Source organism: uncultured Phyllobacterium sp., from assembly GCF_902479695.1.
In the GTDB taxonomy this organism is placed as follows: domain Bacteria; phylum Pseudomonadota; class Alphaproteobacteria; order Rhizobiales; family Rhizobiaceae; genus Phyllobacterium; species Phyllobacterium calauticae.
Genome location: NZ_CABSQF010000067.1, coordinates 1 through 18,499 on the forward strand (window position 1 = coordinate 1; position 18,499 = coordinate 18,499).

Sequence of the window (18,499 nt, forward strand, 5' to 3'; positions counted from 1 at the left end):
CGGACGATCTGAAGGGCCGGGCCGAACCGATGAGCGAATCCAGCCTGAAGGGCCATATCAAGGGCGTTCAGGAGGATGCGGAAGGATCGGGTTCGATTGCCTATGTCCCGCCGGATCCGAAGGATGATCTGCAGCTGATCGAAGCCCTGAAGCTGCTGCGCGGCGAACAGGCCAATGCCGCATTCCCGGCAGACCCGACGAAAGGCTTTTCCAAGTAACCGGAAAGCCGGAGACCATCATGAAAGGGACGGGCCCGTCCGGTCTGTCCCTTTCGGTTGCCGGCCATTCTGCAACCATCACGATTTCTCATTCTCATCAGGCACAATGGATCTTTCCAATATTATCGAAGCCACGATTTCCTTCACGCGGGAGCACGAAAAATGGGCGCCGGTCATCGTCTTTGCGCTCGGCTTGGTTGAATCCCTGGCCTTGCTCTCCCTGCTTGTTCCCTCCACGATCATCCTTCTGGGCATCGGCGGCCTGTTCGGGGCGAGCGGGCTTCCCTTCTGGCCGCTGCTTGTTTCCGGCGGCATCGGCGCATGCGTGGGCTATACGCTTTCCTATTGGGTAGGGCGGCACTTTCACGAACCCATCTTGAGAAACTGGCCATTTTCCCGTTATCCGGCCATGGTCGAGCGGTCCGAGCGCTTTTTCGAGCGATATGGTGTCTTCAGTGTTTTTCTCGGCCATTTCTTCGGTCCGGTTCGCGCTGTCATTCCGGTTGTCGCCGGGGTGGCCGGCATGACGGAATTCCGGTTCCAGCTGGCCAATATTCCGTCGGGTTTCCTGTGGGCGTTTCTCGTCATCGCTCCGGGCTATTTCTCCACCCAGTCCGACCAGATGAAACCATTCTGGGACTCAGTCAAAAGCCTGGCCGGAAGCTGAGTCTGCGCAGACATCAGCATCGGCGGTTCGTTTTCTGCGCTTTCATATCAAGGCAAGGTCACGGGGCTGCACGGCGGCAAAGACGCGGTGCAGTCCGGTCTGGTCCAGGCCATACATGCGCTGGAACAGTCCGCCGAGCAGGGAGCGGTAATCGGTCAGAACGGGATAGTCGCGGTTCTGGAAAAGATGGGCCTGGTCGACCGCGATTTGCTCACCGGCGATGCGGCCGCCCTTGATGCCGCCGCCCAGAACCCAGTAGACGCTGCCATGGCCGTGATCCGTGCCGCGATTGCCGTTCTCGCGAAACGTGCGGCCGAATTCGGAGAGGACCACCACGACGGTGTCCTGCCATTGCGGGCCGATCTCTTCGGCGAACCCGGCAATTCCCCGGCCGAGCTCGCTCAGCCTGTCGGCGAGATAGCCGTTCGCCGCCCCCTGGTTGACATGGGTGTCCCAGCCGCCGACATCGACGAAACCCAGGTTGAACTGCTCGCGCATGAGACGGCCGATCCGGCGTGCGGACAGCTCGAACCCCTTGGCGGAGACGGCGCCGCGGCTGGCTTCCATCATGTGATCGGTGATCGCATGGTAGACATCATCGCGGACGCGAAAGCCTTCCCGTACGGACCCCTCCAATGATTTCCCGTCATACATGGCGCTGATGAGACTCGCCTGGCGGCTGTCGATGCCCGGCTTGCCCACGCTGTTGATGGCGATGTTGGGGACCGGCTCTCCGCCCTGGAACGTGAGCGGCATCTGGTCGGTGAAGGAGATCGGCCGCACGCGTGTCAGGGCGCCGGCGAGGCGCGCCATGAAGCCGGACCGATAATCCCGCGTGCCGTTGACGTCCTGTCCGAGCTCGATGGTGTCCTGGGTTTCAAAGTGGCTGCGGGTGAGATCGTCCGTACCGGCGAATGGAATGAAGGCGGCCTGCCCTTTCTGATAGAAGGGGAGGATCGTGTCCTTCAGGGCCGGATGCAGGCCCCAATTGACGTCGAGGGAAAGCGCCGAGGCGGCATTGGCCGCGTCCGGACGGGCGATGGCGAGGTTCGGCCGCGATGCATAGTAGAAATCACTGCTGACCGGGATCACCACATTGGCGGCATCATAGGCGCCGCGCAGGAACACCACGAGCAGGCGCGCGTCGGTTTTGGGCGCTGCCCACACACGCCCGGCAACCGTCAAGGAGGTCAGGGCTGCCAGTCCACCAATGAGATCACGGCGATTGATATGCATGATCGTCTCCTCGTCGGGTTGCTGTTACTGCATGAATTCGGGTGAGGACAGGAACAGCGTGTTCCAGTCCTGTGGTGAAATCGCCTTGTCCAGGGCGGTCTGCGTGGGCGCTGAAAGCTTCAGATGCAGGCTTGAGAAATACAGCCCGTTCTCGATGAGCGGGAATGCCGGCTGATCCACCGCATCGGGCGTTGCCGCCTTGAAAAGCCCGGCGGAATTGGACCCGATCTGGTGGGCAATCTCAAAGCGCGTCATCATCGCCCCCGATCCGTTCCACGCCGTCGACATCATGGAATAACCATCGGGGGTCTGGTGGTTATAGAGGCCTTCCGCCAGGCGGTTCAGCCAGTTCTGGACGGGCGCGCTGTTGACGATGACTTTCGTGTCATAGGCAAGACGGATGGCGGAAAGAACATACCGGACAGGATCCTTGAAATGTCCGCCAAGCGAGGCTGTGAATTCGGGGGAATGGAACAGCGTGTCGAGGACGCTGGCGATATTGCCATCCGTCCGCATGAAGGTCTGCGCCATCCGGTCAACAAGGGCTGGCGGCGGGACATCGGCGACAAAATAGGTGGCAAGCTGCCGGGATACATGCTGGGCCGTTGCCGGTTGTTTGCATAGGATATCGAGCGCTTCTTCAACTTCGGCAAAGCCGCGCCCTTTAATCGTTCGCCCCAGGAAAACCTTGTCGCCGAAATCATGGCGTGCCGGATTGAATTCAAACAAACCATCGCGCACGAGCAGCGGCTGGAGGTCCGGTTTCAGCTTGGGATTGTCCGGTTTGATATCGATCCCGACACCGGTGAGGATGCGCGCCAGTTCCTCGACATCCTTCTGCGTATAGCCGGAGCCGACGCCCATGGTGTGCAGCTCCATGATCTCCCGGGCGTAATTTTCGTTGATGTGGCCAACGGCGTTGTCGGCATTGTCGAGGTAGCGGATCATGGCGGGGTGACGCAGCGTCGCCTCCAACAGATCGTGAAAACGGCCGAGCGCGTGCGCGCGGATGGCTTTGTTCTCGTAGTCGCCGACAAGGATGCGCAGATTGGCCTTGTATTGATGCACGTTGAAATGATTGAACCAGAACCACGTCATCCGTTCGCGCAGCTGATCCGGTGAATAGAGCGCCCGCAACAGGCTGGCGGTTGCAGCCTGCCGGGCCATGTCGCTCATGCCATCCTGAAAAGCCTTTTGCGCAATGGCTTTCTGGTCGGGATCGGCCGTCTGGTTGGCGGTGCGCCCCTGCGCGTCGAAGTCCGTGGCAAGATCGAAGGCGGATTTCTGGCTGACCGGCAAGGCCTCGATCTGTGCCTGGACCGCTGCCGGTAGCGCGTCGGACGCGGGATGGAGTTGCGTTTGCAGCCATTTTTCCCGGCCAAGCGTGTGATAGGCCGCCATCGTCGATGGATTGACACCCCACGTTATTGCATCGACCAGCGCAAGATCGCGCACGATCTGCGCCGCAGGGTTGTCAGCGGCCGGCGCTGCCGCCGCATGGAGCGGGCTGAACAGGATCAGCCCGCAGATTGAAAATCTTGCTATTCGACCCCTGTGCATGCTCTCACTCCGCCGAATAAAGGTTGGGTGCATCGCAACGGCGTTTCCCATTGCAGATGCCGTTTCTCATTTGGGGCAGGCGGGCTGATCCTGGCCGCCGCACTCTTTCTTCATGCCGGGCTTTTGCGGCGCATGTGGCTGGGGCCTTCCGGCTGGCGGCCTTGCCTCGACCTGCCGTCGCGGCTGCACTTGCACTGGCGTATGGGCTTGCGGCACCGCACCGGACGGCCTGCTCACCTGCGCATTGACCCGTGCCTGGTTCTGCGGCTGAGCCCTTTGAACCGGCGGGCGGGGAGCGGCCTGATTGTGCGGACGCGGGCTGGCATTCAGTTTCGCAACCGCCGGTGGAACGGTCCGGGGTTGAGGATTGGGCGCAGCCTTGTGCCTGGCCTGTGCGGCAATAGTGGGCTGGCGGTTGACAATAGCCGGCAAGGCATTTTTCCCGGCTTTGTTCTGGCCGGTCGACACCGCAGCTTTCCCGGGGGCAAGCGGTGCGGCACTGCCTGGGGCGGCCGGGAGGGCGTGCCCCGGCAATGGCGGCTTGACCGCTGCGGCGTTGGCTTTTCCGGGTGTTTTCGTCACAGCCTGTGGGGCAGGTGTCTGCACCGGTGCCGGGTTTTGCAGCGCGGGTTTGCCGTTGATGAGGGGCAGGCGGCTGCCGTTGGTTCCGGGGAGCGAATGGTTGTCCTGCGGTTTGATGGCCGCAGGTACCGGGCCCGGCACGGCGGGTTTGGTGGGGACGACGGGATTTTGATTTGGCATGACTGCCACCTTCTTCTGCACCGATGGCGGCAGGGCAACGTGCAGGGCGGCCGCTGCGGCTCCCACCGCAACAGCGGCGCCGGCCACTTTCGCGCCGGTGCTCAGGCCAGGGCTGGGGGCAGCCGCCGGTTCCTGCACGATCGTCGTGGTGTTGTTGATCACCGTGTCATGAATATTGTTGAAGATGACATTGTTTTCAGGCGGTGCAATGTCACGCGCCGGGCGGACCCACTCGGCCACGGGCACGAACGCAGGCACCGGCAGAACATAGAGATCGACAGGTGGGGGCGGGGGGGCCAGCACGATGAAATCGGGTGGTGGTGGCGGCAGGAAGATCACCGGCGGCGGTGGTGGCGGCGCAAAATCGAATTCGGGATCATCGAAATACAGGACCGGGCGGTCGACATAGATGATTTCCGTTTCAGGTGGCGGCGGCACGTCGTAAGCAATCACCGTGAAGGATGCGGGCGGCTCCAGCGCGGCTTCAAAATGGTCAAGCCTCCGGCGGGCATCCCAGCCGTGCGGACCATGCGGATAGCGGCGCAGATATGACCAATAGGCTTCCGGCGTGTCGGCGACCCAGGTTTGGCGCCATGTGATCGCCTCACGCCGGGCAGCGACAATGGCCCGCACACGCTTGGCCATCGGGTCGCTGGGGTAAGCGGCAAGAAAATCCTCGTACCCGCGCAGCGTATCGCGATCGAGCGCGGCGAGATAGGCATCGCGGGCGTCGAAATCGCGAATGGCCTTGGCCCGCATTGCACCGCCCTGCAGCGCGGATACTTGCTGTGCCGGCGCATCGGGGCCTTTATCGAAGAAAAGGAACGGCGTACGGAATTTCGAGGCATTCCAGGGCAGTTCCCCGCCCTTGGTCGCATCGCTCACCCGCAGGCGCGTGCGATCGAAGACGTCATCAAGCCCCAGCCCGCCGACACGGATCATCTCGGCAAGGGCGTGCGCATAGGCGCCGTAAGGCCCGGGCTCTGGCGGAGCGACGGTTCCGGGCGCTGCATTGAAGCCGATCAGGACATTGGGATCGGGATCGACAATGGCCAATCCCCCTGCCAGCGGCTGATCCGATCGGACGAATGGGTTGGTTCGGGCCGCGTCGAGCACCATGATGGTGCCCTTGTTCTGCAGTGCGGCGAGCGATTTGGTGAAATCGGAGACCCGTATGGCTTCGACGGGAACATCGGTTGCGCGCGTCATTTTCGCATCGACACCGGCAAAATAGTTTTCGCCTTCATACTGCAGGCCATACCCGGCGAGATATACGAAGACGACGGTGTCGGGCCCGGAGGCCGTTGCCTTGTCGAGAAAATCCCGGAAGGTATGGCGCAACGAATCCTGATCGAGATCCCTCGCTCCGACCACATCAAATCCTGCGGCCTGCAATGTTTGTGCAATCAGCCCGGCATCGTTGGCGGGTGTCGGTAGAGGACCGGTTTGATAGGCCGAATTGCCGATGACGAGAGCGATTCTCTTCTCTAATGGCGCCTGGGCTTGGGCCAGGCCGGGAATGGATAGGGAGCCGAGTAACAGAAATACAGCAAGACATGTCCGGATTATTCGCATCTCGATCACCTCATTGCAAAGCACGCACGTGCAGCAGGATTATGGTGTGCTTTGAAAGCGGCACGCAAAAATCGTGCTCCATGATTCCGGCAAAATCGTGGGATCGGCGCTTTAAATCTGCTTTGATCAAAGCTTTCAAAATTGCTGAGTATAATCAATGTGGCATGGTTGATGGGACGTCCTGCACCGGGAATTGCCGCGGCGGAATACGCAATAAAACACCGGTCTGTTGCCAGACCGGTGCCTTTGATCGTTGAAAAAGATATTGGTCATTGGAAAAGAGTGCATCTGAAGACCAAAGCCCTCGAAAGATACTCTAGCCATTTAAATCGATTTGAGAATTGGTAGTTCCACCTAGAGAGCGGAGCCACCGATGGGATTGCGGCTCAGGCAAATTGCTCTGCCTTTCCTTGCCACCGGAGCGGTGGCGGCTTGCTGATTGCATTTCTGATCACCTGTTTCACATGGACTTGGCTGGCATAGACTCATAAAGTCGGTTGCAGAGCCATTCAGATGGGGAGCAGTGTTGGCTATCGACCGCGTTGCACGCAAACTGGTTGCCATTCTGGCAATCGATATGGTCAGTTATTCGCGCCATATGGAAACTGACGAGGCCGCCACGATAGCGCGCATGCGCGTTCATCGTCAGCAGTTGATCGATCCGGTTCTGCGGGAACACAATGGACGCATCGTCAAGACGACGGGCGACGGTCTGCTTGTCGAATTCGGCAGCGTTGTCGACGCGGTCGAAAGTGCGGTTCTGATCCAGCGCGGCGTGGCGGACGCCGAAGCGGACATGCCGCGGGAACACCGCATTCAATATCGTGCAGGCATCAACATAGGCGATATCGTCATTGACGGTGATGATATCTTTGGCGACGGCGTCAATATCGCCGCAAGGATGGAAGCCTTGGCTGAACCGGGTGGTATCTCGATCACCGCGAATGTGTTTGAGCAGGTCGCGGGCAAAGTGGCCTTCACCTTTGAAGATCTTGGCGAACGGCAGGTCAAGAACATCAGGAAGCGCATACGCGTCTACCGGGTTGTGCTGGAGATCATGGCGGGTGCCAAACGCCCCCGATCCGATGCGCCATCGGCCGACGGTGTCGCCAAGCCGGCCATCGCCGTCCTGCCGTTCCAGGATATGAGTGCCGACAAGGACCAGGAGTATTTTGCCGACGGTATCGCCGAAGACATCATTACGGGGCTGGCGCGCAACCAGGCATTCTTTGTCATCGCCCGCAATTCATCCTTTACATACAGAGGCGGTGCCGTTGACATAAAGCAGGTCGCCGGGGAACTCGGCGTGCGCTATGTGCTGGAAGGCAGCGTGCGGCGCAGCGGTCCCCGGGTGCGGATCACCGCGCAGCTGATCGATGCGGCGACCGGCAATCATATCTGGGCCGAGCAGTTCGACCGGCAGATGGATGACATCTTCGCTGTCCAGGACGACATCACGGCGAGCATTGTTGGCGTGGTGACGCCCGAACTCATCGGCGCGGAGATGAAGCGGGCTCGCCGGAAAGACCCCGCCAACCTCAGCGCGTGGGATTATGTCATGCGAGCGAACTGGCATGCCTGGCGCTGGACAAGGGAAGACAGCGCGGCAGCCAAGGATTTTGCCCTGAAGGCAATAGCCCTTGATCCGAACCTGGCGCGGGCACGGGTGGTGCATGCCATGTGCGATATCATCGATGTGCTGTATGCTTGGAGCCCCAATCCGCCGCAGGCCATGAACGAAGCCCACGAGATGGCGCGCGTCGCGGTTGAACTGGATGAGCGGGATGCCGAAGCGCATACGATCCTCGGTTCAGTCGCCCTGTTCATGCGGCGGTTCGACGATGCCCGGCGGTGCCTGGAAACGGCCATCGATATCAATCCCAATCTGGCGTTCGCACGCATGTGGGGCGGCGGATATTATGCGCTGGCGGGTGAAAGCGGCAATGCACGCGAAACCCTGAAGATGGCCATACGGCTCAGCCCGCGCGACCCGGCCAATTACTGGACCTTCGCATTTTTCGGCATGGCCGAGTTTGCCGACGGGCATTACGACGCTGCGGCGGAATGGGCGCGCAAGGCCCTGCATCTCAATCCCAATTTTCCGACCGGTCATAGGGTTCTTCTGGCGGCACTCGGCGAGATGGGTGATGCAGACGCGACGCGTGCCGCGCTTGACCGCCTTCTCCAGGTCGCCCCGGGGACCAGCATTGCGACGACGCGTGCCGGAGTCCCCTGGCGAAACCCCGAGCATTTGCAGCGCTATCTCGATGCGCTGCGCAAGGCAGGGCTGCCGGAGTGATGCGGCAGCCCTGGCATTGCCGTCAGGACGACAGTGCCTCCTGCATCTCGGTTTGTGTCGGCGGCTTGCGGCCGGCCTCGCGTGAAACCGGGATCAGCCAGGTCGTGGCAAAGGTGAGGATGGCAACGGTGAACACCCCCCAGAAACTCCAGTGCAGGGCGGAGTGAAACACCAGGCGGATGGCGGGGTTCGTCGCCAGGCTGGACAGGCCCGATGGCTGGTTGATCACCTCGTGCAGTTTGTTGGCGAGATCGCCGCTGCCGAAATGCGCAATCCCGATATTGAGTATGGCGCCGAGGGTTGTCGCGCCGAGGGTGTTGCCGAGGCTACGCGAGAAGATGATCGATGCCGTGGCACTGCCGCGCATCGACCATTCGACACTTTCCTGTACCAGAACGACGCTGGTGACGCTGATCAGTCCCATGCCGAAACCCATGAGGAAGGAACCGACGCCGGCCGAGACAGGGCTGCTTTCGGGCGTGAGGAAGAGCAGAAACGACGCGCCGATCGGAAACATCAGGCTGCCGGCGCGCAGGGTCCTGCGGATTCCAAACGCGCGAAACAGCCGGATGGACAGCATGACGGCGAGCGGCCAGCCGACGATGAGCATGGTCAGCGTGAAGCCGGCAACCAGCGGCGAGCGCCCCAGCACGCCCTGCACGTAGATCGGCAGTACGGTGGTCAGCCCGATCAGCGCCATGCCGGCGAGAAGCGTCGCTATGTTGCTGGTGGCGACAAGCCGGCGGCTCCACAGCGCAAGCGAAATGATGGGCTCCGGCGCCCGGCGCTCCTGCATGAAGAACAGGATGGCAGTCACGATGAACACGGCAGCCAGCGCGGCGAGGATCGACAGATCGGCGTCCGTTTCGGTCAGGATGACCATCAGCGAGACGATGGCAATCGAAAACAGGACGGTGCCGAGATAGTCGATGCGGGCTTTGCGCGGCTCGATTTTTTCATGCAGGAACAGCGTAAAGCCGATGATCGTCAGCAGGCCGATCGGCAGGTTGATCCAGAAAATCCACGCCCAGGAAAAATGATCGACGATCAGGCCGCCGGCGAGGGGGCCGGTTACGGCGGAAATCGCCCAGACGCTGGCCAGAATGCCCTGCACCTTGGCGCGTTCCTCAAGCCTGTAGAGATCGCCGACGATGGTCATCGTCACGGGCTGGATGGCTCCGGCGCCCAGCCCCTGCAGCAGGCGGAATGCGATCAATGACGTCATCGACCAGGCAAAACCGGCCAATGCCGAGCCGGCAAGGAAAATCACAATGCCACCGATGAGCATGGGTTTGCGGCCGAAAATATCGGACAGCTTGCCGTAGATCACCGTTGTCGTCGACTGTGCCAGCAGGAAAGCCGAGAAGACCCAGCTGTAATAGGTGAAACCGCCGAGTTGACCGACAATGCGCGGCATTGCCGTGGCAACGATGGTGGCTTCAATGGCGACCATGAATGTTGCCAGCATGATGGAGGCAACAATCAACGGACGTTTTGAACGTTCAACCGATTGAGACATGTGTTGTTCTGGCTTTCCACTCGCCGGGATAGTGGTTGACGGGTCACGGAAGACCTCAGGCGAGCTGTATATGTGCGGGATCGGGATCGGGTTGGCGGCAAGGGGCTCAAAATCGCGGCTTGCACGCCATACTTCAACGCCTCGAAGCGCCGGTTGTCAATCTCCCCGATGCACACTCCTGACATCCCGGCACGTGATTCAATCTTGCACTCGCCGGAAAATTGAAGTCCTCTCGGGCCCTGTTTTGAATCAGGATTCGCCCAAGGGGAACAGAATGTCCTTCCAGAAACTCGATGAACTCGGCCACAGGCTTGAAGCCCTGGAACATGCGCTTGCCATTCTCGGCGCCGACGAGGCCACCCATATGGCCGTTGGCGGCGGTGAAAAGCGGGCGGAAGCCATGGGCACGCTGGCGGGGATGTATCATCGCCAGGCATCCGCGCCCGAAATCGCCGACTGGATCGATGCGGCGGAACGGGAGGACCTCGACGAGGAGCAGGTCGCGGCTGTCAGGGAGTTCAAGCGGCACTATGTCAATCTGACCTGCCTGCCCGCTGAATTCGTCGAACGCCAGACGAACACTCGTATGCGCTGCGAGCAGTTGTGGCGCGCCCTGCGTGCCAAGAATGATTGGGCCGGGTTTTTGCCGGCGCTCGAAGGTGTCATTGCACTGGCGCGCGAAGAAGCAGCCATGCGCTCGCAGGTTCTCGGCCTTGGTCTCTATGATTCGATGATCGAGCAATATGACCCCGGCAATCGCACGGCGGATATCGCGCCGGTATTCGACACGTTGAAGACCTTCCTCAAGGACTTCGTGCCGGAGGCGCTGGCCGTGCAGGCGGAAAGGCTGGCAAAACACCCGCTGAAACCCTTGTCCGGTGTTTATCCGGTCGACAGGCAGCGCGAGCTTGGTCTTGCCATGATGGCAGCGGTTGGCTTCGATCTTTCCCATGGCAGCCTTTCCGTATCGCACCATCCGTTCTGTGGCGGCGTGCCGAGCGACGTGCGCATAACGACACGCTACCGGACGACGGAGTTTCTCTCCTCGCTGATGGGCGTGCTGCACGAAACCGGTCACGCGCTCTATGAACAGAACCTGCCGAAAAAGTGGTCGCATTGGCCGCTGGGGAAGGCGCGGGGCATGGCGGTGCACGAAAGCCAGAGCCTGTTTGTCGAAAAGCAGCTCGGCCGCAACCCCGCATTCTGGCAATGGGCTCTGCCGATTGTCGACAAATATCTGGGTGAATCCTGGTCCATGGATGACATCATTCCGCATGTTCACCGGGTCGAACGCGGACTGATCCGGGTCGATGCCGACGAGGTGACCTATCCGCTGCATGTTATCTTGCGTTTCGAACTCGAACAGGACCTGATCCAGGGCAGATTGCAGCCGGTTGACCTGCCCGAGGCATGGGACGCGAAGATGCGCGACTACCTCGGATTGTCGACGATTGATAATCCGGCCGACGGGCCCATGCAGGATGTGCACTGGGCAAGCGGCGCCTTTGGCTATTTCCCGTCCTATACCCTCGGGGCGATGATGGCTGCGCAACAATGGGCGGCGCTGACAAAGGAATATCCGGCTGCCGACAGGGATATAGCCAAGGGAGAGTTTGCGGCCATCAACGGCTGGCGGCGTGACAGGATCTGGTCTCAGGCATCGCGCTGGTCGACGCCGGAACTGCTTGAACGCGCCACCGGCGAAAAGCTCAATGCGGACCACTTCATCGGCCATATCCGTGCGCGCTATGGTGCGGTGTAAACGCTTGCAGCGGACGATGTTTGCGCCGCTCCGGGCTTGATAACCGGGGCGGGCGGACACAAATATGCACCAACACACTTCATGGTTGGCCGGACATGCCGCAATCACGCTGACCCCTGATGGAAGGGAAACATATGCGCAAATATGAAAAGAACTCTGACGTGATCTCGAAACTCTCTCCGGAGCAGTTTCGTGTCACGCAGCAGAACGGGACCGAACGTCCCGGAACGGGCGAATACCTGGACAACAAGGAACCGGGTATTTATGTTGATATCGTTTCCGGCGAGCCCCTGTTTGCCTCATCCGACAAGTTTGAATCGGGATGCGGCTGGCCGAGTTTCACCAAGCCCATCGAGCCTGCCCATGTGAACGAGCTGCGCGACGACAGTTACGGCATGGTGCGCATTGAAGTGCGCTCCAGCCATGGCGACAGCCATCTCGGGCATGTTTTCCCCGATGGTCCGCAGGATCGCGGCGGGCTGCGCTACTGCATAAACTCGGCCTCGCTCCGGTTCGTCCATCGGGACGATATGGAGGCGGAGGGCTATGGAGCCTATCTCAATCAGGTGGAGGAAATCGGATGACAAGCGAACGCGCAGTCCTTGCCGGCGGCTGTTTCTGGGGCATGCAGGATCTGATCCGTCGTTATGACGGCGTCCTGTCGACCCGCGTCGGCTATTCCGGCGGTGATGTCGAGAACGCAACCTACCGCAACCATGGCACCCATGCGGAAGCCATCGAAATCATTTTCGAACCCGCGCGGATCAGCTACCGGAACATTCTGGAGTTCTTTTTCCAGATTCACGATCCCACGACGCTCAACCGCCAGGGCAACGATCTGGGATTGAGTTACCGCTCGGCGATTTTCTATGCGGATGAAGAGCAGAAGCGGATTGCCGAGGACACGATTGCCGATGTCGATGCGTCCGGTCTGTGGCCGGGAAAGGTCGTGACCGAGCTCGCACCGGTCGGTGATTTCTGGGAGGCGGAGCCGGAACACCAGGATTATCTGGAACGGTATCCCAACGGATATACCTGTCATTTCATCCGGCCCGGCTGGAAGCTTCCTGTGCGGGACAAGGCGGCAGCATCTGGAGCCTGATGCTGTTCGCCCGGATGTGACGGGAAGGGGCCACATGATAAAAACTGCAGGGTACTGCCTGGTTGCCGTCTGCCTTGTCGGCATGCCTGCGGCGGCACAGGCGGCGTGGAAAGCTGTCGAACAGGTGGAAACCTACGCCATTGCCGGGAAATCCGGTGCAGCGCTCTATGCGTCGATTGGCGAGCGGGGGCCCGTCATCGCCGGTACCACCCGGACAATCGCCCACACCAATTTCAAACTGACGTGGCAAAGGAAGTATGAGCGGCAGGGCAATGCCTGCAGCCTGGTTGCCGCAACGCCGAAACTCATCATCACCTATACGCTGCCGAAGCCCGCCGAACGGTTGCCGGCTGCGGTACAGGCAAGCTGGGATACGTTCATTGCCGGTGTGCGCACCCATGAAGCCGTGCACGGCGAGACGATCAAGGACATGGTCAAGGGGATCGAGGCGGCGACCATCGGCCTGTCGGTGCCGGATGATTCCGGCTGCCGGAAAATCCGGGTCGAGATGACGAAGCGCCTTTCCGAGCTTTCCCTTGCCCAGCGCCAGAAGGGGCGGGATTTCGACCGGGTCGAGATGGGCGAGGGCGGCAACATCCAGCAGCTTGTGCTTCGCCTGGTCAATGGCGGGTGACGCCGCCTATGCGAGCGGCTCGGCGAGCGTGAAGCGCTTTGGCAGCAGCCGTTCGAAATAGGCCCGGCACGGTGCTGAAATCCGGTTGCGTTCCGGGTCGAGAAAATCGTCCGGCAGGTGGCGTGTTTTGCCGGCAACGCTGGCAAGCGGAACGATCTGCGGACGGGTGCTGCCATCGGCATATTGCAGCGCCACCGACCCGCCGCCGCGCGCCGCCGTTTCGACGGCGAAGACTCCCGCCTCGAAAGCCTCTTGCGCATCGGTCGCATTGGTTGTGGCGATATTGCCGCGCGGCAGGTAGCCGAACGTATCCACCCGTGCACGGGCGCCGGGCAGGCCGTCCCTGAGAAGCTGTTCGATGGCCATTCCCAATTCTCCGCCGGACAGGCGGATATTGCCATGGGCGTCGCGTTCAAGGCGATCGGCCGGAACAAGGTTTTCAACCACGGTCCGCCCGTCCTCGCCGGTCACGCCTTCCGACATGGCAATGATGCAGCGGCCGTGACGGCTCTGCGCTTCGCGCACGTCATCGATGAACCGTTTTGCCGAGAAAGCCCGCTCCGGCACATAGACAAGATGAGGCGCGCTCGCATCGTCATGCTGCCATGCGGCGGCTGCGGTGGTCAGGAAACCCGCATGGCGGCCCATGACGATCCCGACATAGATGCCGGGCAGCGCACGGAAGTCGAGATCGATACTGAGGAAAGCGCCCGCGATGAACTCGGCAGCGGAAATGAAACCGGGCGTGTGATCGCTTTCAACCAGATCATTGTCGATCGTCTTGGGGGCATGAACGAAGGCAATATCCCCGCCCGCCGCTTCCACCAGGATCTGCTGGGTTCCGGCGGTATCGTTCCCGCCGATATTGATGAAGGCGGTCGCCCCGACCTGACGCAGGCTTTTCAGGATCGCCTCGCAATAGGCCGCATCGGGTTTGTCGCGCGTGCTCCCGAGCGCAGCACTCGGCGTTGCCGCGATCAGGCGCAGTTGTTGTTCCGGCAGAGCCGAGAGATCGACGAAGTTGCCGGCGCGAATCCCGCGCACGCCATGCTTTGCACCGAGCACGCGGGCACCGGGATAACGCTTGCGCACCTCCAGCGTGGCGCCCGCAAGGGTCTGGTTGATGACTGCCGTCGGTCCGCCGCCCTGTGCAATTACGAATGTCTCGGTCATATCCGTCCCTCTCGTTTTTCTTGTCGGATCAAGTCAGGAAACTTTCGCTTTCACCCGGTGCTGCACATCGGGCTGGTGCCATTTTCGGCCATCGCGCTCGATCAGTGCATCGGCGCATTGCGGCCCCATGCTGCCCGCCGGATAGGGATCAGGGCGTTCTGCCGATGTCGCCCACAGATCGAGAAAGGGTTGCACCGCCGCCCATCCCGCTTCGATGCTGTCGGCGCGCTGAAACAGGGTCTGGTCGCCGACAAACAGATCGTAGAGCAGGGATTCATAGCCGGTCAGTTTACCGATATCAAAGAAATCCGCATAGTTGAAATCAAGGGATACCGGCACCGTCTCGACGGAAAGACCGGGCGACTTGATCGATATTTCGATGTGCAGGCCCTCGTCCGGCTGCACCTGGATGATCAGCCGGTTCGGTGTCAGGCGGCGCTGCGGCCCCATCCCCTTGAACTGGGCGAAGGGAACCTGACGGAAAGTGACGACGATCTCGGTATCGCGGGCCGTCATGGCCTTGCCGGTGCGCAGATAAAAGGGAACACCCGCCCAGCGCCATGTATCGACAAAAAGCTTCAGGGCAACGTAGGTCTCCGTTGCGCTGTCGCGCGCCACATCCGGGATATCCGTATAGCTCGGTATGGTTTTGCCGCCGGAAACCTCTGTTGTATAGGTGCCGCGCGCCGAGTTCTGCTCGGCTTCTTCGCCGGAGTAGATCCGCAGGGCTTTCAGGACCTTGCCCTTCTCGTCGCGGATTGCCTCGGCGTCAAAGCTGTTCGGCGGCTCCATGGCAACCATGGCAAGAAGCTGAAACAGATGGTTGGGCACCATGTCCCTGAGCGCGCCCGTGGCATCGTAGAATTTGCCGCGGGTGCCGACATCGACGAGTTCGGCCGCGGTGATCTGGACGTGATCGATGAAATTGTTGCTCCACAGGGATTCGATCATCATGTTGGCAAACCGCGCCGTCATGATGTTCTGCACGGTTTCCTTGCCGAGGAAGTGGTCGACGCGATAGACCTGCGTTTCCGGCACGCGGTTCAATATCCTGGCATTGAGCGCCTTGGCCGAGGCGAGGTCGGTGCCGAACGGCTTTTCGATCACAAGGCGGCGGAAGGCACCACCCATTTCTTTCAGCAGGTCGTGATCGGCGAGCTTGTCGACGATATCGCCGAAGAACAGCGGTGGCACGGCAAGGTAATAGGCGGCGTTCCGCCCGGCCTGCGCTCCGAGCTGGCCGGCAATCTCGGCATAGATTGCATCCTGCGTGAAGTCGCCCTGCCGATAGAAGATGCGCGAGCGCAGCCCCTGCCATGTCTCGGCGCTATAGTTGGCCTTGATGTTGGATGTCGTAAGAAAGTCTTCGAGCTTGGCGCGCAGCATTTCATCATCGCCGGGTTCAATGCCGATGCCAAGGATCTGCAGGCTGTCGCTCACGAGACCGCTCTGCGTCATGTTGAGGACGGTGGGAACGAGCAGCCGCCGCGTCAGATCGCCCGTTGCGCCGAAGATGACCAGAGTGACGGGCGGAGCGGGCGCGATGGTCGGTTCAGTCACGGGAGCTCCTTTGGTTCAACACTGGGCACATGGCGCGTAACGCGTGGGGGTCTTGGCCGGTTCGTTCCGAGAATGAACGGAATAACGCGCGGCGTGGCAAGCATTATCTTGCTGGCTTGCCACGATTTCATCCGCCAGGGGAAGCTGTTTCGTGATGCGCGCGGAGGCCTATTTGCCCTTGCCGAATTTGATGGGCTTGCCGTCAGGGTCCGAAAGCGCCGTCTTGATCGCATTGAGGAATGCTTCGGGATTGTCGATGGAAATGTTGACGCTCTTGGCTTCCTTGAACGGGTTGAGACCCGAAAGCTTGAGATTGGCGGTTTCCTCTTCGTACCTGATTTCCTGAAGTTCTCTAAGGCGCATCCTGACGTCCAATCGCGGTTTGCAGTGAATGGTCCTGTCACATATTCGAAAAATGATTGTCATAATCAACAGCTGAAAGTTGAAATGACCGCCTCAGTGCAGCTATTTTGGCGCATGAACGCCCGTGGAATCGGGGTTTGGGCGAATGGCCTCACCCGTGGCCGATTGTCCTCGGTGTCACAAACCGCTCCAGTTCCCCGGATTGATCGGCAAGATCTGACCAGCGCCCGGCGGTGAAATCGATGACGGCTAGTCCCGCCGTGGGGTATTTCTGCCGGAGGCGGGTGAGATCGGCCTCCCGTCCCCTACCGGCAAGCCGGAGGGCTGCATCGTGCAACCCCGGATTATGGCCGACAACCAGCAATGTCCCGATCCCCGGCTCCACCGCCCTGACGACATCCAGGATCACCCGTGCGGGCGCCTCGTAGATGCGCGGCTCCTCCAGCCAGCGTATACCGTCTCCGATGGCGGGACTCAGCAGTTCCCATGTCTCCAGTGTCCGCCGTGCCGTGGAGATAAGGGCGAGATCCGGTATGAGCCCTTCTCCGGTCATGTATCGGGCCATCAGGGGGCCGGCCCGGCGGCCGCGTTCGGCAAGCGGGCGGTCGTGGTCGTCAACACCATCCGGCCAGTCCGATTTGGCGTGGCGAAGCAGGAGAAGTCGCAGCATCTGTTTTGCTCCATGGCACTCAGCTCACCCGACCATATAACATGAACGGGAATGCATGGAGGCTGATATCATCGGAGGGGGCAATCCTCTCCGATGATATGTCGAGCGAACTACTTATGCAGTCCGGGAATGGTGACCTGAAACACCTGGAACATGGTGTCGACGTCGGCACCGCCCTCGGCCTTGTAGCTCGCGCCGACCTGAAAACCGTCCTGGGTCAGGAAGTCATTGTCATTGCCGACGAACAGGAAATAGTCGTCCGGCAGCTTGGGATTGAGGACGCTGACAAGTGCCATGGCTTCCCATTTTTCCGACAGGTTGTTGCGGTCATTGGGCGCACCGTTGTGCAGGCCGAAGCGCGACAGGTTCGCATTGTCATTGATATCAATGAAGGGGGTCAACGTTGCCGGGGTAATGGAAGGGTCGACAATGCCCTTGGGTGCAACGGCCTTGTCGGCATCGAAGGCGCTTCCGGCGATATCGGTGGCCGCCGAGGTGTCGACGACGGTGATGTTGCGGTAGAGCGACGTGTCGCCGTCAAGGCCATAACCGTTGCCGCTGTCGCGTGCCAGCATCAGGAATGCCTTGTCGGACAAAGCCACGATCTCGCTCTGCGCTGCCACAGCCTTCTTGCCCTTGGCATTGGTGAAGACGGGAAGCGGCACGACATATTCATGCACCAGCTTCAGATGGGCCGGATCGGCCGCGTCATAGACGAGGGCGCGGGTGTTCTGGCGGGTCGAACTGGAATCGCCGCCATCCTGGCGGGCGGCCGACTGGAGAACGGCGATCAGGAACTTGCCGTCGGGCGTCAGTGCCATGCCTTCCAGGCCCTGATTGTTCTGGCGGCCGGTATCGGGGTCCTTCGGATCGGGCGCCTGTGCGCCGGGCCCCGGATTGTTGGAGGAGAAATTCGCCTTGCCATGGCGCATGGGAACCAGCGCTGCCGGAGGCTGGGTTGCCGACATCATGCGGCCCTCGGCGGAAAAGCGGTAAATATTCGGTCCATACTCGTCGCTGATGAACATCGTGCCATCGGCCAAGCGGACGATTGCCTCATTGTCCAGGGATATCTTGCCATTGACAGCCTGCGGCAGCATGGGAAAATCCCCAGCAGCGGCGCGAACATTGGACTGCGGGTCGAGGCCGGTTGTATCGGCGCCCTTGTCATCCACCAGCAACAACGTGTCGGTGAGTGCAGCCTCGACGCCGCTCTGCTGCTTGTCGGCGGACGGTGTTGCGCCGGGCGCCACCGGCGTGAACCGGATCGACAGCATGTTGAGGCGGGGGGGGGAGGGGGGACGGCCGCGGGCCGGGTGGCGCCGCGGGGGTGGGCACCGGTGGCGGGCTCGGGCGGGTGTGGCGCCGGGCCGGGGGGGTGTCTGGGGGGGGCAAGGCC

At 61.0% G+C, this 18,499-nt stretch carries 15 protein-coding genes and 1 pseudogene; 7 read left to right on the forward strand and 9 right to left on the reverse strand.

Annotation, left to right across the window (positions count from 1 at the left end; all coding sequences use genetic code 11):
• Together RDL77_RS23395 and RDL77_RS23400 are read left to right on the forward strand one after the other, a co-directional pair.
• Positions 1-218: pseudogene (locus RDL77_RS23395) on the forward strand (peptidase S41); the annotation flags it as partial.
• Between the two features lie 106 nt (positions 219-324).
• Positions 325-885: a DedA family protein gene (locus tag RDL77_RS23400; protein ID WP_223615229.1), complete on the forward strand. Its 561-nt coding sequence runs from the start codon at positions 325-327 to the stop codon at positions 883-885.
• Between the two features lie 42 nt (positions 886-927).
• Here RDL77_RS23400 and RDL77_RS23405 read toward each other — a convergent pair whose 3' ends face one another.
• From RDL77_RS23405 to RDL77_RS23415, 3 genes are all read right to left on the reverse strand, one after another.
• Entirely contained in the window at positions 928-2,115 is a 1,188-nt protein-coding gene (locus tag RDL77_RS23405; protein WP_223615368.1) for a DUF1501 domain-containing protein, read from the reverse strand.
• 30 nt (positions 2,116-2,145) lie between these two features.
• Positions 2,146-3,681 (reverse strand): DUF1800 domain-containing protein, encoded by a 1,536-nt coding sequence (locus tag RDL77_RS23410; protein WP_288194900.1) that lies wholly within the window; start codon positions 3,679-3,681, stop codon positions 2,146-2,148.
• A gap of 66 nt (positions 3,682-3,747) precedes the next feature.
• Positions 3,748-6,018, reverse strand: coding sequence for a caspase domain-containing protein (locus RDL77_RS23415; RefSeq protein ID WP_288194901.1), 2,271 nt, complete (start codon positions 6,016-6,018; stop codon positions 3,748-3,750).
• 526 nt (positions 6,019-6,544) lie between these two features.
• Here RDL77_RS23415 and RDL77_RS23420 point away from each other — a divergent pair.
• Complete coding sequence (locus RDL77_RS23420; RefSeq protein WP_288194902.1) at positions 6,545-8,317, forward strand: adenylate/guanylate cyclase domain-containing protein; 1,773 nt, start codon at positions 6,545-6,547, stop codon at positions 8,315-8,317.
• 22 nt (positions 8,318-8,339) lie between these two features.
• On the opposite strand, the gene RDL77_RS23425 is transcribed toward RDL77_RS23420, so the two are convergent.
• A complete protein-coding gene (locus RDL77_RS23425) occupies positions 8,340-9,836 on the reverse strand; it encodes an MDR family MFS transporter (protein ID WP_288194903.1) in 1,497 nt (498 codons plus the stop codon).
• Between the two features lie 274 nt (positions 9,837-10,110).
• On the opposite strand from RDL77_RS23425, the gene RDL77_RS23430 reads away from it, so the two are divergent.
• The 4 genes from RDL77_RS23430 to RDL77_RS23445 all read left to right on the forward strand — a co-directional run bounded on the left by RDL77_RS23430 (position 10,111) and on the right by RDL77_RS23445 (position 13,334).
• On the forward strand, positions 10,111-11,598 hold the full coding sequence (locus RDL77_RS23430; RefSeq protein ID WP_288194904.1) for a carboxypeptidase M32: 1,488 nt from the start codon (positions 10,111-10,113) through the stop codon (positions 11,596-11,598).
• Between the two features lie 134 nt (positions 11,599-11,732).
• Positions 11,733-12,182, forward strand: a complete 450-nt coding sequence (msrB, locus tag RDL77_RS23435; protein ID WP_288194906.1) for a peptide-methionine (R)-S-oxide reductase MsrB — start codon at positions 11,733-11,735, stop codon at positions 12,180-12,182.
• Positions 12,179-12,700, forward strand: coding sequence for a peptide-methionine (S)-S-oxide reductase MsrA (msrA, locus tag RDL77_RS23440; protein WP_288194908.1), 522 nt, complete (start codon positions 12,179-12,181; stop codon positions 12,698-12,700). The genes msrB and msrA overlap by 4 nt, the downstream gene beginning before the upstream one ends.
• 34 nt (positions 12,701-12,734) lie before the next feature.
• Positions 12,735-13,334, forward strand: coding sequence for a DUF922 domain-containing Zn-dependent protease (locus tag RDL77_RS23445; protein ID WP_288194909.1), 600 nt, complete (start codon positions 12,735-12,737; stop codon positions 13,332-13,334).
• 6 nt (positions 13,335-13,340) lie between these two features.
• Here the strand turns inward: RDL77_RS23445 and RDL77_RS23450 are convergent, their stop codons facing one another.
• From RDL77_RS23450 to RDL77_RS23470, 5 genes are all read right to left on the reverse strand, one after another.
• Complete coding sequence (locus tag RDL77_RS23450) at positions 13,341-14,507, reverse strand: diphosphate--fructose-6-phosphate 1-phosphotransferase (RefSeq protein WP_288194910.1); 1,167 nt, start codon at positions 14,505-14,507, stop codon at positions 13,341-13,343.
• Between the two features lie 33 nt (positions 14,508-14,540).
• A complete protein-coding gene (gene zwf, locus RDL77_RS23455; RefSeq protein ID WP_288194911.1) occupies positions 14,541-16,067 on the reverse strand; it encodes a glucose-6-phosphate dehydrogenase in 1,527 nt (508 codons plus the stop codon).
• 168 nt (positions 16,068-16,235) lie between these two features.
• Positions 16,236-16,430, reverse strand: coding sequence for a hypothetical protein (locus RDL77_RS23460; protein ID WP_288194913.1), 195 nt, complete (start codon positions 16,428-16,430; stop codon positions 16,236-16,238).
• A gap of 151 nt (positions 16,431-16,581) precedes the next feature.
• A complete protein-coding gene (locus tag RDL77_RS23465) occupies positions 16,582-17,100 on the reverse strand; it encodes a histidine phosphatase family protein (protein ID WP_288194915.1) in 519 nt (172 codons plus the stop codon).
• Between the two features lie 110 nt (positions 17,101-17,210).
• Positions 17,211-18,499, reverse strand: a 1,289-nt coding sequence (locus RDL77_RS23470; RefSeq protein ID WP_288194916.1) for an esterase-like activity of phytase family protein, incomplete at its 5' end; no start/stop codon positions are given.

Bases quoted from the DNA above. Each gene is read 5' to 3' on its own strand.
- RDL77_RS23400 (WP_223615229.1), top strand. From the start codon at position 325: ATGGATCTTTCCAATATTATCGAAGCCACGATTTCCTTCACGCGGGAG.
- RDL77_RS23410 (WP_288194900.1), bottom strand. From the start codon at position 3,681: ATGCACAGGGGTCGAATAGCAAGATTTTCAATCTGCGGGCTGATCCTG.
- RDL77_RS23415 (WP_288194901.1), bottom strand. From the start codon at position 6,018: ATGCGAATAATCCGGACATGTCTTGCTGTATTTCTGTTACTCGGCTCC.
- RDL77_RS23425 (WP_288194903.1), bottom strand. From the start codon at position 9,836: ATGTCTCAATCGGTTGAACGTTCAAAACGTCCGTTGATTGTTGCCTCC.
- RDL77_RS23430 (WP_288194904.1), top strand. From the start codon at position 10,111: ATGTCCTTCCAGAAACTCGATGAACTCGGCCACAGGCTTGAAGCCCTG.
- msrB (WP_288194906.1), top strand. From the start codon at position 11,733: ATGCGCAAATATGAAAAGAACTCTGACGTGATCTCGAAACTCTCTCCG.
- msrA (WP_288194908.1), top strand. From the start codon at position 12,179: ATGACAAGCGAACGCGCAGTCCTTGCCGGCGGCTGTTTCTGGGGCATG.
- RDL77_RS23445 (WP_288194909.1), top strand. From the start codon at position 12,735: ATGATAAAAACTGCAGGGTACTGCCTGGTTGCCGTCTGCCTTGTCGGC.
- RDL77_RS23450 (WP_288194910.1), bottom strand. From the start codon at position 14,507: ATGACCGAGACATTCGTAATTGCACAGGGCGGCGGACCGACGGCAGTC.
- RDL77_RS23460 (WP_288194913.1), bottom strand. From the start codon at position 16,430: ATGCGCCTTAGAGAACTTCAGGAAATCAGGTACGAAGAGGAAACCGCC.
- RDL77_RS23465 (WP_288194915.1), bottom strand. From the start codon at position 17,100: ATGCTGCGACTTCTCCTGCTTCGCCACGCCAAATCGGACTGGCCGGAT.